We start from the raw sequence: 15317 nt of genomic DNA, 5'->3' as shown, positions 1-15317 counted from the left end.
CACTTTCTTCCCCCGGCAAAGCAAGACCCGCGTAGCACTGCCAGCGAAGCCGTACACGCCACGACAACCACAAAAAACACAACGGGGACAAACATGAACCCCATCGCCATTCCCTTCTCGACCGGCACGCAGCAGCCCGCCCGGGCCTCGCAGCCGCAAACACTGCTTTCACGCCGCAGCCTCATCGCCAACACCGCCATTGCCGCCATCGCGGCAGCCGTGTGCGGGACACCTGGCACCAAGGCCTGGGCCCAAACGCCCGCGTGGCCGACCAAGCCCGTCACCATCGTCGTACCCTTTGCCGCGGGCGGCACCACCGACGTGCTGGCACGCGCGCTGGGCGAAAAACTGGGCGCAGCCCTGGGCCAACCGGTGATCGTGGAGAACCGCGGCGGCGCGGGCGCCACCATCGGCGCCGACTACGTCGCCAAGGCCGCGCCGGACGGCCACACGCTGCTGATGGGCGCGGTGCACCACACCATCGCCACCAGCGTGTACAAGAAGCTCGGCTATGACTTTCAAAAGAGCTTTGCGCCCATCACCACCGTGGCGCTGGTGCCAAACGTGCTCGCGGTGGCCGCCACCACGCCCGCCAAGGACGTGAAGGAGCTTGTGGCGCTGATCAAGGCGTCACCCGACAAGTTCTCGTACGGCTCCAACGGCGCAGGCACGGCGCAGCACCTGATCGGCACGCAGTTCGCCGCGGCCATCGGCCAGCCGCTGCTGCACGTGCCCTACAAAGGCAGCGGCCCGCTGACCACCGACCTGCTGGGCGGCCAGGTGTCGATGTCGTTCGACACCGTGACCCCAGTACTGCCCCACCTCAAGGGCGGCAAGCTGCGCGCGCTGGCAGTGACCACGGCCAAGCGGTCTTCATCACTGCCCGATGTGCCGACGCTGGCGGAAAGCGGCTTTCCGGGCTTCGACATCGGCACCTGGTTCGGAGTGCTCGCACCCGCACGCACCCCGCCAGAAATCGTGGAACGGCTCAACGCTGAAATGGTCAAGGTGATCCAGTCGGCCGACTTCAAGAAGCGCATGCAGGACATCGGCGCCGAGCCCGTCGGCAACACCCCGGCGCAGATGGCGCAGCAGATTGCGAGCGACACCGCACGCTTTAGCAAGCTGGTGGCCGAGCACAAGATATCGACGGAGTGAAACACGCGCGCCTTCCGGCGGGTGCCGTGTCCGCCATTCCACGCAGTGCAGGTCGTGCGTGCCGGCCACGCGGGACACGGGGGCGGTGAGGTCGCACAGTGCCGCACCGACCGCACCAACGCGGAACGGCACGGCGCGGCGGCTCCAGAGCCTCAGTGGATGTGCATCTAACGCTTAACTGCTTGAAGTTTTAGCGGCTCAACGCACGCAGCAGGCCCGCGTGTTCCACGGCCAGGTCGGGCGACTGGTCGAAGTGGTGAAGGTAACGCGCGCCAAACTCTCCAGGCTCCTCCCGATTGAGCCGCAGAAGGTCGCGCACCCGCTGCGCGACCACCGTGGGGGCGACGCTGTCAGTGCCCTTGCCTTGCGCGTCCAGCGCCTCGTCCAGCATCACGATCAACCGGCTCAACGGCTCCAGCCACCGCATGGATTCGTCGTAGGCCATGAGCTGCAGAAACTGCCCCGCAGACTGTTGGCCGTGTTGCTTCTCATAGTCGCGCCGCTCAAGGTCCACCAAGGTGCGGTGCAGGCCGAGCAGGGCTGTGCGCAACTGGGCGCATTCGTCGGAGGTGGTGGAGTTCTTGTCAGATGGAGTCATGGTGTGGCGACAGGCAGCACATGCGCTTGATAAAAAAACGGGCTCTACCGCTTGATGATCAAGCGGCAAAAGCTACCGAATTTATAGCAAAAACGACGGCGACCTGGTGACGATTCACCGGTGGCTCAGCCTGCGCACCGCCCAATCGCCCAGGCTTTGCACGGCCTGCACGAAGAAGATCAGCACCAGGACCACGGCCAACATGATCTCGGGCAAGAAGCGCTGGTAGCCGTAGCGGATGCCCAAGTCGCCCAGGCCGCCACCGCCGATGGCGCCGGCCATGGCGGAGTAACCCGTCAGGCTCACGAAGGTGATGGTCAGGCCGGCGACGATGCCGGGCAGCGCCTCGGGCAGCAGCACTTTCCAGACGATCTGGCTGGTGGTGGCGCCCATGGCCTGGGCGGCTTCGACCAGACCATGGTCGACCTCGCGCAAGGCCGCTTCGACTAGGCGCGCCACGAACGGCGCGGCGGCGATGGTCAGCGGCACCACGGCAGCGGCCGTGCCGATGGACGAACCGGTGATGAAGCGGGTGAACGGGATGATGGCCACCAGCAAGATGATGAATGGCGTGGACCGCACGGCATTGACCAGCCAGCCCACGAGCTTGTTGGTGGGGCCGTTTTCCAGCACGCCGCCGTGGTCCGTTAGCCGCAGGAATACGCCCAGCGGCACGCCGATGAGGCCGCCGACGATGCCGGAGATGCCGACCATGATGAGCGTCTCCCACAGCGAAGACGCGAACAGGTCGAGCATGGCGGGGGTGAAGTTGTTGAACATGGTTGTTTCCTCTGCTTTCAGCCTGCCACAGCGACTTCTTCGACCTCGACACCACACGCGCGCAGGTGCGCCACGGCGCCGGACAGGCGCTCGGCCTCGCCGCTGGCGTACACGGCCAGCGAGCCGAAGGTCTCGTCCTGGATCTCGTCCACCTGGCCGTGCAGGATGCTCATGTCCACGCCGAACTCGCGGATCAGCTGCGACAGGATGGGCTGGTAGGCGCTGTCACCCGCGTACGACAGGCGCAGCAGCCGGCCGGTGCGCCCGGCGCCCAGCTGGCTGGCGAGCTTGCGCACGTGGCCGAGCACGCTGGGGGGTAGCTCTTGCGGCAGGATCTCGTCGATCAGGCTCTTGGTGATGGGCTGCTGCGGGCGGGTGAAGACCTCCAGCACGCGGCCCTGCTCCACGATGCGGCCGGCCTCGATCACGGCCACGCGGTCGGCCACCTGCTTGATGACCTGCATCTGGTGGGTGATGAGCACGACGGTGAGGCCTAGCTCGCGGTTGACCTGGCGCAGCAGGTCCAGGATGGAGCGTGTGGTCTCCGGGTCCAGCGCAGATGTGGCTTCATCGCTCAGCAGCACCTTGGGCCGGCTGGCGAGCGCGCGCGCAATGCCCACGCGCTGCTTCTGGCCGCCGCTGATCTGCGCGGGGTAGCGGTCTGCCAGGGCCGACAGGCCCACCAGCTCCAGCAGCGGGTTCACGCGCTCGCGGATGGCCGCCTTGTCCATGCCGGCCAGCTCCAGCGGCAGTGCGGCGTTGTCGAACACGGTGCGCGAAGACAGCAGGTTGAAATGCTGGAACACCATGCCGATGTCCCGGCGGGCTTCGCGCAGTTGCGCATCGTTCAGCTGGGTCAGGTCGCGGCCGTCCACGATGACCTGGCCCGTGGTGGGGCGGTTGAGCAGGTTGATGACGCGCACCAGCGAGCTCTTGCCGGCGCCGCTTTTGCCGATGATGCCGAACACTTCGCCGGACGTGATGTGCAGGTCAATGCCCTTCAAGGCCTCGACCGGGCCTTGTGAGCCCTGGTAGGTTTGGGTGATACCCCGTAAATCGATCATGGAAATGCCAGAGCGCCGCACAGGCTGTTGTCAACCCGCTGCGGCGCCCATGTCAGTGAAAAAAAGGGATGCAGGAAATGTATCGGCAAAGCCTCATATCTCAAACGATAGAAAAATCGATTGGTTAGACCTGACGCTTATATGAACAGTGCTAGCGGCTGCACTTGCTATATTATTGATAGCATTCAGCGCTTACCAGATGCGCGGTAGAAGGCATTTCAGATCACAGGCGGGCATACCAGTGCAAACATGAACACACCGGCCCGTTGGGCCAGCGTCAGGCACGCACGGATCAGAGTCCGACAGATCAGCGCCGTCGCGCCCCTGACAGCGCCCCAGCCTACCCGCCCGTCCCCATCACAGCATGCACCTTGTTGACCAACGCCTGCGCATCGAAAGGCTTGACCAGCAGCTCCATCTGCGTGCCCAGGAACTGCGGGTTCATGGCCGCCTGCTCGGCGTAGCCCGTCATGAGGATGATCTTGATGGCGGGCAGCTTTTCGCGCGCGTAGTCGGCCACCTGGCGGCCGTTGGGCCCGGGTAGCCCCACGTCGGACAGCAGCAAATCGAAGTGCACGGCACCCGACAGCAAGGCCATGGCCGCGCTGCCCGACGCGGCCTCCATCACGTAAAAGCCGTTGTCGCGCAGCAGCTCCACGGCCAGTGCGCGCACGGTGTCGTCGTCTTCCACCACCAGGGCCGAGTCCGGGCGGCGCGGGCTGGTGAGCGGGGTGGCAGGCTCGGTACGCTCGGCAGGGGCTTCGGCGCGCGACCGGCAAAAGTACAGCGACACGCGCGTGCCCTGCCCCACGGTGCTCTCCAGCACGGCCATGCCGCCGGACTGCCGCATGAAGCCGTAGATCATCGACAGCCCCAGCCCCGTGCCCTGCCCCAGCGGCTTGGTGGTGAAGAACGGGTCGAACGCGCGGGCCATCACATCGGCCGGCATGCCGGTGCCGGTGTCGCTCACGGCCACGCGCACGTAGTCGCCAGCGTCCAGGCCCAGCACCGAGTCGTCGCCCGATGCCTGCAACTGCACGTTGTCGGCCGCGATGCGCAGGGTGCCCCGGTCGGGCATGGCGTCGCGGGCATTGATACAAAGGTTCAGCACCGCGTTGTCGAACTGGTGAACGTCGGTGTACGCCGGCCACAGGTCCGGCTGCAGCGACATCTGCAGCGTGATGTTTTCGCCGCAGGTGCTGCGCACGATGGTCTCCAGGCTGCTCAGCGACGCGCCCAGGTCCACCGCGCGCGAGTCGAGCGGCTGGCGGCGCGAGAACGCCAGCAGCCGCTGCGTGAGCGCCGCTGCGCGCTTGGCGGCGGCCAGGCCGGCGTCGATGTATTTGCCCGCCTCTTCCTCGCGGCCCTGGGCAATGCGCTGGCGGATGATCTGCAGCGGCAGGACGATGCCCTGCAGCATGTTGTTCAGGTCGTGCGCGATGCCGCCCGTGAGCTGCCCCAGCGCTTCCATCTTCTGGCTCTGGCGCAATTGCTCCTCGGCGCTGCGCAGGGCCTCGGCCTGGGCGCGCTCCTCGGTCACGTCGCGGCCCACGGCCTGCACGAAGCCGTCGGCCGGCGCGGCCGTCCACGCCACCCAGCGGTCCGTGCCGTCACGGTGGCGGTAGCGCAGCGTGCCCTGGCGCTTGGGCGCGCCCTTTTGCAGCGACTGAAGCTCGCGCACCAGCGTGGGCTCGTCCTCCGGGTGGGCAAAGGCCTGCACGGGCCGGCCCACGGTTTCTTGCTCCGTCCAGCCCAGCACCGACGTCCAGGCCGGGTTCACCGCCACGATGTGGCCGTCGAAGCGCGTGACCATCAGCAGCGCGTCCGAGCCGAGCCACAGGCGGTTGCGGTCGGCCGTGCGCTCGGCCACCTGCTGCTCCAGCGACGCTGCGGCCTCGCGCAAGCGCCGCTCGGCTGCCACTTTGCCGGTGGTTTCGATCACCGTGTCCATCATGGCGACCACGGCGCCGTTGTCGTCGCGCACCGGGCTGTAGCAGAAGGTGAAGTACGCCTCTTCGCTGTAGCCGTGGCGGTTGATGGTGAGCGGAAAGTCCTCGACAAAGGTGGACTCGCCCTGGAACGCCTTGTCCACGATGGGGCCGATCACATCCCACACCTCGCTCCACACCTCCTGCACCGGGCGGCCCAGCGCGTCGGGCTTGTCGCCCAGAATGGTGCCAAATGCATCGTTGTAGAAGCAGTAGCGGTCCTCGCCCCACATCAGGCACTTGGGAAAGTCCGACGACAGCACCATCTCCACCGCAAACCGCAGCGCCCGCGGCCAGCCTTCGGCGGGGCCCAGCGGGTGACTGGCCCAGTCGTAGTGCCGGATCTTGTCACTCATCACGCCAGCGGCGTGCGGAAATCCAAGGGATGCGGGCGGGAAGGAATCGGTCATGGCAAAAAGGTCGGCCCGGAGTCTGTGTCGTAGTGGATGATCCAAAGTGGGGAGTGGCCCGCAGGTGCGCTGCAGCCAGGGCGGGGCCGTGTGCGCATGGTGCTTGCCCTCTGGGCATGCCACCGCACACGGTCCTCTCGGAGTCTACAAGCGAAAACCCTGCAGGCCGAAGGTCTGCGGGTATCCCCCAGCGGTGGCGGACAAAGGGGCCCCGCCGGGGCCTTGCGCCTCAGGCGCCTGCAACCACGGCCCCGCGCGCCTGCACCCGGCGCGAGACCAGCAGGCCCAGCACGAACACGCCCAGCGCCGCCACCGAGAACACGGGCGGCAGCCAGCCCCGGTCGACGCTGAACGCCACGATCAAGACACCCGTGGACTGGCCCAGGAACAGCAGGCACGCGAACATGGTCACCGCCGCGCCCCGCGCCTGCGGTGCCATTTGCGTGGCCTGCACCTGCAGCGTGTTGTGCAGCATGTAAAAGCCGATGCCCGCCATGAAGCAGCCCAGCATCGCCCAGCCCACCGCCGGGGCCCAGGCCAAAGACAGCAGGCCCACGGCGATCAGCGTGGCGCCCGTGATGGCCAGGCCCCGCTCTCCCAGCGCGGCCAGCCAGCGGCGCGCGAACACGCTGTAGATCAGGCCGCCCACGCCGTACAGCACCATCACGCCCCCGGCCGCGGCGGCCGATAAGCCGAAGCCATCGACCATTCGTGCCGGCACAAAAGCCAGCGTGCCGAACGCGAGCGCCCCCTCGATGGCCACCACCGTCAGCACCCAGCGCACACGCTCGATGCGCAGCAGGGCCAAAGTGCCCGCCAGGTAATTGGCCAGCGAGAAGGCCGGTGCGCCCGGTGCGGCGGCAGGCCGCAGCGCCCCGCTGGCGCGTGCATGGCGCAGCAGCAGCGTGGCGGCGGCAAAGAACAGCACGGCCAATGCGCCCAGCGCCGCGCGCCAGCCCAGCGTTTCGGTGGCAAAGCCGCCAAACCACTGGCCCGCCATCATCCCGGTGACGGTGGCCACCATGAGGCGCGCCAGGGTTTCCTGCCGCTGCTCGTAGGCCACCTCGTCACCGATCCAGGCCATCGACAGCGGAATGATCCCCGCCGCGGCCGCACCCATGGCGGCGCGCGCCACCACCAGCAGCGTGAAGCTCTGCGCCAGTGCGGTGACGGCACTGAACACCGCGCACGCCGCCGTGGCGCCGATGATCACGCGCACCTTACCGATGCGGTCGCCCAGCGGGCCGTACACCAGCTGCAGCACGCCGTAGGCCACGGCAAACGCCGCGATCACGGCTGAGGCATCGCCGGTGGTGATTTGGTATTCGAGGGACAGTGCGACCAGCATCGGGTCGCACACGCGCATGGACGCCATGCTGCAAAAGGCCGCCAGGCTGATCAGCCGCAGCATCGTCGAGGAAGAGGTCATGGGACCCGATTGTGGTGCGGCTGGCGCGATGGTGCTTGCGCCGCGCGCTATGCACCCCGCGGGTTGAAGGTCTGGACCGCGGTTCGATCGATGGTTGACCGTTCACGGAGCGGTGGGTCGGGAGCAGCACTTCGACAGACTTAGCGCGAATGGGCGGGGATGGCCCTCGGCCGATGGCCCCTCACCCCCACCCGTTCGGGCTGAGCTTGTCGAAGCCTCGCAGCGCGCCCCACCAAGCCCCGCCTGAAAAGCGAGGAGGCCTGCTTCACGACGAAAGCGTCGCAGACGTCTCGCTCAGCCCTTGCCCACATTGAAGCTCGTATCGAACGTGCCCCGCACATCGAGCCGCTGCTTGATGAGCCCGGCCGCCAGATAGAAGTCGGCCGTCTTCTGCTGGTCCGCCAGCACCTGGGCGTCGATGTCCTGCCAGCGGGTGGCGCGGCGGTCGAACTGTAGCTGCGCTGCGTCGGCCGGGATGCCGACGATGCGGGCCAGAGACTGGCCAAAAGATTTGGAGTTCTGGTACGACCAGACCTGCGCCCGTGCCACGCGCTCCTTGAAGTCCTGCAGCACGGTGCGTTTTTCGGCCAGCGCCGCGTCGGTGGCGGCCAGGAAAGACAGGCCCGTCCACAGCCCCCGGCCACTGACCAGCACGCGCGCATGGCCGCTGGTTTCGGCCAGCGCGGTGTAGGGCTCCCACGTGGCCCAGGCGTCCACCGAGCCCTGCGTGAGCGCAAGCTTGGCGTCCGGCGGCGGGATGAAGCGCAGTTGCACGTCGTCGGCCTTGAGCCCGGCGGATTCAAGCACTTTGAGCGTGACGAAGTGGCCGATGGAGCCGCGGTTGGTAGCGATGCTCTTGCCCTTGAGGTCGGCCGCCGTCTTGAGCGGCGAGTTGGGCGCCACCAGCACGGCGGTGCCGTACGCATCCGACCGGTTGGCCGCAAACGCCTTGACCCGGCTGCCCGCGGCCAGGGTGAACAGCAGCGGCGCATCGCCGATGGGTCCGAAGTCCACGGCGTTGGCGTTGAGCGCCTCTGCCAGCGGCGCTGCGGCCGGGAATTCGCTCCACTTGATGTCGTAGGGCAGGTTCTTCAGTTCGCCCGCAGCGTCGAGCAGGGCCTGCAGCCCGCCCTTCTGGTCGCCAGCGCGCAGCAACACGCGCTGCTGGGCGTGGGTGAGCACGGGCGAGAGGAACGAACTGGCGGCGACGGAGGCGGTCAGCAGATGGTGGAATTGGCGGCGCTGCATGGTGTGAGTGATGGGAAGGGTTGCAATATCGAAAAGACGCTTGCGGCCATTGCACCACCCGGCCCCCGCATCGCCAACGAAGCCTTGCGACCATCCATATGCGGTTTTCGCATGCAGGCACTGGCCGCGTGCGGACCCTGCCCGCCCGCGCGACCTGGCATCAGTACCCGCGCGCCCCGTCCACCACGTCTTGCAGCGGCTCCCCCGCCACATGCCGCGCCAGGTTGGCCACGAATTTGCGGGCCGTGAGCTCTGCCGCGCCCTGCGCCGCCCACGACACATGGGGCGTGAGCCGCACGCGCGGGTGGGTGTACAGCGGGTGACCGTCGGGCAGGGGCTCGGGGTCGGTCACATCCAGCGTGGCGCCCGCCAGGCGGCCGCTGCCCAGCGCATGCAGCAGCGCCTGCTGGTCCACGAGTGCTCCGCGCGCAATGTTCACCAAGTGCAGCCCAGGCTTGGCGTGCGCCAGGGTGGCGGCGTTGATGAGGTGGTAGGTCTGCGCGGTGATCGGCAGGGCCAGCACCAGGTGGTCCGAGGCCGCTAGCAGCTGCTCGATGGAGGGGGCGGTGCGCACACCATCATCGCCCTGCACATCCGCCCCGCCGCGGCGCAGCACCGTGACCTGCATGCCGAAGGCCTGCGCCAGCCGCGCCACCTCGCGCCCGATGGCGCCGTAGCCCGCGATGCCCAGGGCCCGCCCCTGCAGCGTGCCGGGCAGTTGCTGGTCCACCCGCGCAAACGTCTCGCGCCACGGCCCGGCGCCCGACACCTGCAGCGTGTCCCATGCGCGCTGGTGCGTCAGCAGCGCGGTCAACACGTACTCGGCAATGGGCACGGCCGCCACGCCGCGCGAGCAGGTCACCTGCGGCACCTGCAGCAGCCAGGGCGGAAAGAAGTCGATGCCGGCAGATGCCACGTGCACCCATTTCAATCGCCCGGGCCAGCCTGCGGGTGCGGTGGCCGGCGCCTGGCGCCAGCCGTTGCGCGGGCCGGTGAAGAGGATGTCCACGTCGGCGGCGCGCTCCCAGGCGGGCACGTCGGCGTCGTCGGCGGCCAGCACCACGGGCAGGCCCGCTCCCGCCACCAGCGCGTCGGCTTCGGGTCCCGTCTGGTTCAGAACGACCCAGCGATCCGCATCAACCCTGGCGTCCGTGTCGTCACGTGCATCGACGTTCCCGCTGCCAGGGTCATGCGCAGTCAGCACCGCGCTCATGCGGCCCCCACGGCCAGCGCCCGGCGGCCCGCGGCAACATAGGCGCTGTCGTCCTGCGGCGTGTGCACGCGGCCGCACAGCACATCGCGCAGGTGGCGCTCCAGCGGGTTCTTGCGGGCCAGGCCGTGGTTGCTGGTCAGCTCCAGCGCGGCCTGCACGGCCTCGATGGCGTTGCGCGTGGCCAGGGCCTTCACCAGGCCGCTGTCCACGGTGGGCACCAGCGTGCCGGCATCCAGGTCATGGGCCAGGCTGGCGATCAGGCGGTCGTTGGTGAGCAGCAGGCCTTCGATGCGGCCCACGGCCTCTTGCGCGCGGGGCAAGGTCGCCAGCGGCGCGCCCAGGCTGGCGGGCACGCGCTCCCGCAGAAACTGCACCAGCCAGTCGCGCGCGGCGCGTGCCACGCCGGTGTACAGCGCAGCCAGCATCACCGTCATCTCGGCCTGCATGGCGGGCTCGCCGCGGGCCCAGTCCTGTGGCAGACGCAGGTCCAGCGCGTGTGCGTGGGGGATCAGCACATCGTGCAGGTGCACATCGTGGCTGCCGCTGGCGCGCAGGCCCAGGTGGTCCCAGGTTTCCTCGATGCGGATGCCGGGCAGGCCCGCTCGCACCAGGAAGGCGCCGGTGCGCGGCGCGTCCTCGTCCGTGCGGGCCCACACCACGTACCAACGCAGGATGGGCGCGCCGGTGGAATACACCTTGTGCCCGCTGATGCGCCAGCCCTCGGCCGTGTGCCGCGCCACCGTGGCCGGCAGCCCGCCGCGCGCGGGCGAGCCCAGCTCGGGCTCCACGCGCAGTGCGTTGATCAGCGACACCTCATGCACCGATTCATTCACCAGCTGCTGCGCCAGTGCCTGCGGCCAGGGCGAGCCAGGGCGGCCCATGCCGCGCTGCTGGATGTACTGCATGGTCAGCACCAGCGCCGTGGCCGGGCAGCCCTGGCCGATGGCGCCGATCACCTCGGCCAGTTGCGCGGCCGACGCGCCCTGCCCGCCCAGTGACCGCGGCGCGGCCAGGGCCAGCAGGCCGGCCTGCTGCAGCCCGTAAAAGTTGGCGTGCGGAAAGCTCGCGTCGCGGTCGTGCACCGCGGCGCGCGCACCGAACTCCACCGCCAGCGCGCGTGCGGCCTGCCCCCACGTCAGGGGCGCATTCACTGCAGCACCTCGGGCTGGTCGCGCACGATGATGTCGAACAGGCTCTTGAACGCGAACTGCGCGCCACCCGGCCCGCCGATCTGCGAATGCGTGCGCTGCGCGATCTCGTGCGGGATGGGCTTGGGGGTGCCGGCGGCTTCGGCCAGCAACTGGGCCTGGCAGGCGTTCTCCAGCGCGATGTACCACCACGCGGCGGCCTCCACCGACGGGCCTGCCGTGAGGATGCCGTGGTTCTGCAGGATCACGGCCTTTTGCGCGCCCAGGGCTTCGCCGATGCGAAAACCTTCGTCGGTCTCCAGCACCACGCCGGTGAAGTCGTCGAACAGCGCGTGGTCTTCATAGAAGATGCACGAGTCCTGCGTGAGCGCGTCGAGCTTGCGGCCCAGGGCTGACCAGGCCTTGCCGTAGGTCGAATGCGTGTGCGCGGCGGCCACGATGTCGGGACGCGTCTCGTGCAGCGCGGAGTGGATCGCGAACGCCGCGCGGTTCAGCGGGCCCTGGCCCACCACGATCTCGCCGGCAGCGTTGACCAGCAGCAGGTCGGACACCTTGATCTGCGAGAAATGCAGGCCCAGCGGGTTCACCCAGAAGTGGTCCGTCCACTCCGGGTCGCGCGCGGTGATGTGGCCTGCCAGCCCGTAGTTGAAGCCCTGCTGCGCAAACAACCGGAAGGCCACGGCCAGCGTCTCCTGCCGGTGGCGGCGCTCGGCCTCCACTGTGGGGCGCGCCACCGGGGCGTCGAACCAGTCCTTGCGCTGGGGCGCGGGGTTGAGGGCGAGCTGGGCGGTGGGCAGGGGTTTGAGGACGGCGGACATGGCGGTGGCTTTCGGTATCGGTGGGGGTTGGAATGCACGGACCCGCCCACCTTAGAAGCGCCCCGCCGCCATGCCAACGAAGAAATCCGCGTGACCACATACGGTTTTGTCATGAACCAGCGCCGTGCCGCGACCACCGCGACAACCCCGTGCACCGCGTGCATGCATGCACCCCGCTGGGTGCTGCGTTTCACGCATAACGATGCTACGCAAAGGTCTTTGCGCGCAGGCCGGGCTTGGCGGAATCTCGCTGCCCAAGCACACAACCCCTCTGCTGCTGCCCACCGACCCATAAAAGGCCCGACCACCATGCATCGCAACTGCACCCCCACACTCAACCGCCGCCACCTCATCCAGGCCGGCCTGGGCGCCGCCGCCTGGGCCGCCACGGCGGGCGTGCCCGCGCTGGCCGCCCCGCCTGGCCCCGACCTCTCCAAAGTGACTCTGCGCATCGGCACCTACAAGGGCCTGTGGCGCGCCCTCATCGCTGCGTCCGGCCAGGGCAACACGCCCTACCGCATCGAATGGCGCGAGCTGAACAACGGCGTGCTGCACATCGAGGCCCTGAACGGCGACGCGCTGGACCTGGGCTCGGGCAGCGAGATCCCGGCCCTGTTCGCCGCGCGGCAAAAAGCCCAGGTGCGCTTCATCGCCGTGGTGCGCGAAGACCTCAACAACCAGGTCACGCTGGCCCGCAAGGACACGCCCATCCAGCGCATCGCCGACCTCAAGGGCAAGCGCGTGGGCTACGTGCGCGCCACCACCTCGCACTACTACCTGAGCCGGCAGCTGGCCGAGGCGGGCCTGTCGTTCGCCGACATCAACGCCATCAACCTCACGCCGGCCGACGGGCTGTCGGCCTTCGACCGGGGCGACCTGGATGCATGGGCCATCTACGGCTACAACGGCCAGCTGGCGCGGCTGCGCTACGGCGCACGCGTGCTCAAGACGGGCCAGGGGTACCTGTCGGGCAACTTCCCCATCTACGCCAACCCACGCGCGGTGGAAGACCCGGCCCGCCACGCTGCCATCAGCGACTACCTGCAGCGCCTGCGCCGCGCCTACCTCTGGGCCAACGGCAACTACCTCGACTACGCCCGCGCCCAGTCTGCCGAAACCCGTGTGCCGGTGGGCGACCTGATCGAGCTGTGGAACAACCGCAGCACCGACTACGACCTGCGCCCCGTGGACGACGGCGTGGTCAAGGGCCACCAGGCCGTGGCCGATGCCTTCCTGCAGCTGGGCGTGCTGGACGGCCCCGCGCAGGTCGCGCCCCTGTGGGACCGCAGCTTCAAGACCGTGCTGCAGCCCCTGGCCGCAGACAAGGCGGCGTGAGCCTGGGCGGTGGTGGCCCCGGCGTATGGAGCGGCGGCCCCAGCGTGCCATTTTTTGCATGGCGCTGGCGCCGGTTGCGCTTAGGATGCGCCCCTCATTTGCACCGAGGAGCCCATCCACATGAACAAACGCCGCTTCATCACCGCCACTTTGGGCACCGCCAGCCTGTGGTCGGCCACCGGCTGCAGCAGCCACGCCGCACCGCCAGCCAAGGCCGCCACCGGCCCCACGCTGCTGACTATCAGCGGCGCCATCACCAAGCCCAACCGCGGCGCGCTCGACCCTGCCATCGACCAGATGATGGGCAAGCACGGCATCCAGTTCAGCAACGCCCATGCGCTGGACGCCGCCGCCCTGCAGCGCATGCCCGCCATCACCATCAAGCCCACGCTGGAGTACGACAGCAAGCCCCACACCCTGACAGGCCCCCTGCTCACCACCGTGCTGGCCGCAGCCGGCGTGGCCGCAGGCAGCCCGGTGCAGCTGGTGCTGCGCGCGGTGGACGGCTACAACGTCACCCTCAGCATGGCCGACGCGCAGGCGTACCGCATGCTCGTCGCCACCCACATCGACGGCCAGCCCATGGCCCTGGGCGGCCTGGGCCCGCAGTGGGCGGTGTACGACGCCGACGTGCTGCCCGCCTTCAAGGACAAGCCGGTGAAGGAACGCTTTGGCCTGTGCCCCTGGGGCCTGTATCACATCGAGGTGAAAAAGGCTTGATGCTTGATGCTTGAGGCCTGGCGACTGAGGCCACCGACCGCTTGGCCAGCGTGGCGCAGTCCAGAAAAAGAGCGGCTCCATGGCCGCTCTTTTTTTGATAGCTACTAGCGCTTACCCAGCAAGCGGTAGAGGCAATTTTTATCCAAAAATCAGCGCACACGCCCTGCCATCCGCACCGCCAGTGCAGCCAGCGACCCCACGGTAGCCAACGCCACGACGCCCAGCCAGCCCCACTGCGCCAGCGCCAGGCTGCCCAGCGCGGCACCGGCCGACATGCCGATGAACATGCCGGTGAACAGCAGCGCATTGAGCCGGCTGCGTGCGGCGGGGTCGATGCCGTACACGATGGTCTGGTGCGCCACCAGCGTGGCCTGCACGCCGAAGTCGAAGCCGATGGCACTCACCACGATCAGCGCCAGCTGCGCCTGGGCGGGCAGCAAGGGTGCCAGCGCCATCGCGGCAAATGATGCTGCCGCCAACCCGGCGCCATAGCGGGTCACGACCTCGGGCCCGCGCTTGTCGGCCAGCCGCCCGGCCAGCGGTGCAGCCAAGGCACCCGCCGCCCCCGCCAATCCAAACGCACCGGCCGCCGCCGTACCCAGTTGGAACTGGCTGTGCAGCATCACCGCCAGCGTGGACCAGAACGCGCTGAAGCCCACGGCCAGCAGCCCCTGTGCCCAGGCCGCGCGGCGCAGCGCACCGTGCTGGCGCCACAAGGCCACCATCGAGCCGATCAGCGCGCCATAGCCCAGCTGCGTGGTGGGCGCAAAGCGCGGCAGCCCGCGCCACACCGCCACCGTCAGCAGCGCAATCGCCACAGCCGCCGCCACATACACCGTGCGCCAGCCCCACTGCTGCGCCACAAAGCCGCTGACCACGCGCGACAGCAAAATGCCCAGCAGAAGCCCCGTCATCACCGTGCCCACCATGCGCCCGCGCTGCGCGGCCGGGGCCAGCGTGGCGGCAGCAGGCACCACGTCCTGCGCCACCGTGGCCGCCAGGCCCACGGCCAGGCTGGCCGCCAGCAGCGCGCCCATGCCGGGCGCCAGGCCGCTGAGCAACAGTGCCAGCATCAGCGCCACCGACTTGATGACGATGATGCGGCGCCGGTCGTACCGGTCGCCCAGCGGGGCCAGCAGCAAGATGCCCAGCGCGTAGCCCAGCTGCGTGAGCGTGGGCACCAGGCCCACCACGCGGCTGTCGGCCTGCATGTCCGGCCCCAGCACGCCCAGCATGGGCTGGCTGTAGTACAGCGACGCCACGCTCAGCCCCGCCGTGGTGGCCATCAGCAGCAACAGCGGCGCGCTCACCGTCCCCTCGGCCGGAGGCTGCCCCGGCGCGGTGCCGATGGCAGGGCTTGCATGCACGTTTTGAATGGAAGACATCTCGACACCTGTTCAACAAAAAG

At 68.7% G+C, this 15317-nt stretch carries 13 protein-coding genes; 3 read left to right on the top strand and 10 right to left on the bottom strand.

Going from position 1 to position 15317, the window contains the following annotated elements; all coding sequences use genetic code 11:
• The first annotated feature begins 93 nt into the window (after nt 1-93).
• A complete protein-coding gene (locus ACSQ3N_RS11255) occupies nt 94-1158 on the top strand; it encodes a Bug family tripartite tricarboxylate transporter substrate binding protein (protein ID WP_436146283.1) in 1065 nt (354 codons plus the stop codon).
• Between the two features lie 190 nt (nt 1159-1348).
• Here the strand turns inward: ACSQ3N_RS11255 and ACSQ3N_RS11250 are convergent, their stop codons facing one another.
• The 9 genes from ACSQ3N_RS11250 to ACSQ3N_RS11210 form a co-directional block, all read right to left on the bottom strand.
• Nucleotides 1349-1756 (bottom strand): hypothetical protein, encoded by a 408-nt coding sequence (locus ACSQ3N_RS11250; RefSeq protein ID WP_436146282.1) that lies wholly within the window; start codon nt 1754-1756, stop codon nt 1349-1351.
• A 114-nt stretch (nt 1757-1870) separates the two neighbouring features.
• A complete protein-coding gene (locus ACSQ3N_RS11245; RefSeq protein ID WP_056168360.1) occupies nt 1871-2536 on the bottom strand; it encodes a methionine ABC transporter permease in 666 nt (221 codons plus the stop codon).
• A gap of 17 nt (nt 2537-2553) precedes the next feature.
• Complete coding sequence (locus tag ACSQ3N_RS11240) at nt 2554-3600, bottom strand: methionine ABC transporter ATP-binding protein (protein ID WP_436146281.1); 1047 nt, start codon at nt 3598-3600, stop codon at nt 2554-2556.
• A 340-nt stretch (nt 3601-3940) separates the two neighbouring features.
• Nucleotides 3941-5998 (bottom strand): PAS domain S-box protein, encoded by a 2058-nt coding sequence (locus ACSQ3N_RS11235; RefSeq protein ID WP_436126476.1) that lies wholly within the window; start codon nt 5996-5998, stop codon nt 3941-3943.
• A 229-nt stretch (nt 5999-6227) separates the two neighbouring features.
• Nucleotides 6228-7427 carry an MFS transporter gene (locus ACSQ3N_RS11230; RefSeq protein ID WP_436126475.1) on the bottom strand — a complete coding sequence of 400 codons (1200 nt, stop codon included), beginning with the start codon at nt 7425-7427 and terminating at the stop codon, nt 6228-6230.
• A gap of 294 nt (nt 7428-7721) precedes the next feature.
• Complete coding sequence (locus tag ACSQ3N_RS11225) at nt 7722-8675, bottom strand: ABC transporter substrate-binding protein (RefSeq protein WP_436146280.1); 954 nt, start codon at nt 8673-8675, stop codon at nt 7722-7724.
• A gap of 160 nt (nt 8676-8835) precedes the next feature.
• The gene (locus ACSQ3N_RS11220; protein WP_436146279.1) at nt 8836-9888 is read right to left on the bottom strand and encodes an NAD(P)-dependent oxidoreductase; all 1053 of its coding nucleotides are present in this window, start codon (nt 9886-9888) and stop codon (nt 8836-8838) included.
• Nucleotides 9885-11039 (bottom strand): acyl-CoA dehydrogenase family protein, encoded by a 1155-nt coding sequence (locus tag ACSQ3N_RS11215; protein WP_436126472.1) that lies wholly within the window; start codon nt 11037-11039, stop codon nt 9885-9887. Before ACSQ3N_RS11215 ends, ACSQ3N_RS11220 begins: the two co-directional genes overlap by 4 nt.
• A complete protein-coding gene (locus tag ACSQ3N_RS11210; RefSeq protein WP_436146278.1) occupies nt 11036-11854 on the bottom strand; it encodes a class II aldolase/adducin family protein in 819 nt (272 codons plus the stop codon). Before ACSQ3N_RS11210 ends, ACSQ3N_RS11215 begins: the two co-directional genes overlap by 4 nt.
• A 309-nt stretch (nt 11855-12163) precedes the next feature.
• Between ACSQ3N_RS11210 and ACSQ3N_RS11205 the strand changes: the two genes are divergently transcribed.
• Entirely contained in the window at nt 12164-13189 is a 1026-nt protein-coding gene (locus tag ACSQ3N_RS11205; RefSeq protein WP_436146277.1) for an ABC transporter substrate-binding protein, read from the top strand.
• 120 nt (nt 13190-13309) lie between these two features.
• Nucleotides 13310-13909 (top strand): molybdopterin-dependent oxidoreductase, encoded by a 600-nt coding sequence (locus tag ACSQ3N_RS11200; protein ID WP_436146276.1) that lies wholly within the window; start codon nt 13310-13312, stop codon nt 13907-13909.
• 149 nt (nt 13910-14058) lie between these two features.
• On the opposite strand, the gene ACSQ3N_RS11195 is transcribed toward ACSQ3N_RS11200, so the two are convergent.
• Nucleotides 14059-15294 carry an MFS transporter gene (locus ACSQ3N_RS11195; protein ID WP_436146275.1) on the bottom strand — a complete coding sequence of 412 codons (1236 nt, stop codon included), beginning with the start codon at nt 15292-15294 and terminating at the stop codon, nt 14059-14061.
• Nucleotides 15295-15317 lie beyond the last annotated feature (23 nt).

It is taken from the genome of Acidovorax sp. LjRoot194, assembly GCF_964253015.1.
In the GTDB taxonomy this organism is placed as follows: domain Bacteria; phylum Pseudomonadota; class Gammaproteobacteria; order Burkholderiales; family Burkholderiaceae_C; genus Acidovorax.
This window is presented reverse-complemented; position numbering and strand designations above follow the sequence as displayed.

Excerpts from the sequence above, each read along its gene's own strand:
- ACSQ3N_RS11255 (WP_436146283.1), top strand. The coding sequence starts at position 94 with ATGAACCCCATCGCCATTCCCTTCTCGACCGGCACGCAGCAGCCCGCC.
- ACSQ3N_RS11250 (WP_436146282.1), bottom strand. The coding sequence starts at position 1,756 with ATGACTCCATCTGACAAGAACTCCACCACCTCCGACGAATGCGCCCAG.
- ACSQ3N_RS11245 (WP_056168360.1), bottom strand. The coding sequence starts at position 2,536 with ATGTTCAACAACTTCACCCCCGCCATGCTCGACCTGTTCGCGTCTTCG.
- ACSQ3N_RS11240 (WP_436146281.1), bottom strand. The coding sequence starts at position 3,600 with ATGATCGATTTACGGGGTATCACCCAAACCTACCAGGGCTCACAAGGC.
- ACSQ3N_RS11235 (WP_436126476.1), bottom strand. The coding sequence starts at position 5,998 with ATGACCGATTCCTTCCCGCCCGCATCCCTTGGATTTCCGCACGCCGCT.
- ACSQ3N_RS11230 (WP_436126475.1), bottom strand. The coding sequence starts at position 7,427 with ATGACCTCTTCCTCGACGATGCTGCGGCTGATCAGCCTGGCGGCCTTT.
- ACSQ3N_RS11225 (WP_436146280.1), bottom strand. The coding sequence starts at position 8,675 with ATGCAGCGCCGCCAATTCCACCATCTGCTGACCGCCTCCGTCGCCGCC.
- ACSQ3N_RS11220 (WP_436146279.1), bottom strand. The coding sequence starts at position 9,888 with ATGAGCGCGGTGCTGACTGCGCATGACCCTGGCAGCGGGAACGTCGAT.
- ACSQ3N_RS11210 (WP_436146278.1), bottom strand. The coding sequence starts at position 11,854 with ATGTCCGCCGTCCTCAAACCCCTGCCCACCGCCCAGCTCGCCCTCAAC.
- ACSQ3N_RS11205 (WP_436146277.1), top strand. The coding sequence starts at position 12,164 with ATGCATCGCAACTGCACCCCCACACTCAACCGCCGCCACCTCATCCAG.
- ACSQ3N_RS11200 (WP_436146276.1), top strand. The coding sequence starts at position 13,310 with ATGAACAAACGCCGCTTCATCACCGCCACTTTGGGCACCGCCAGCCTG.
- ACSQ3N_RS11195 (WP_436146275.1), bottom strand. The coding sequence starts at position 15,294 with ATGTCTTCCATTCAAAACGTGCATGCAAGCCCTGCCATCGGCACCGCG.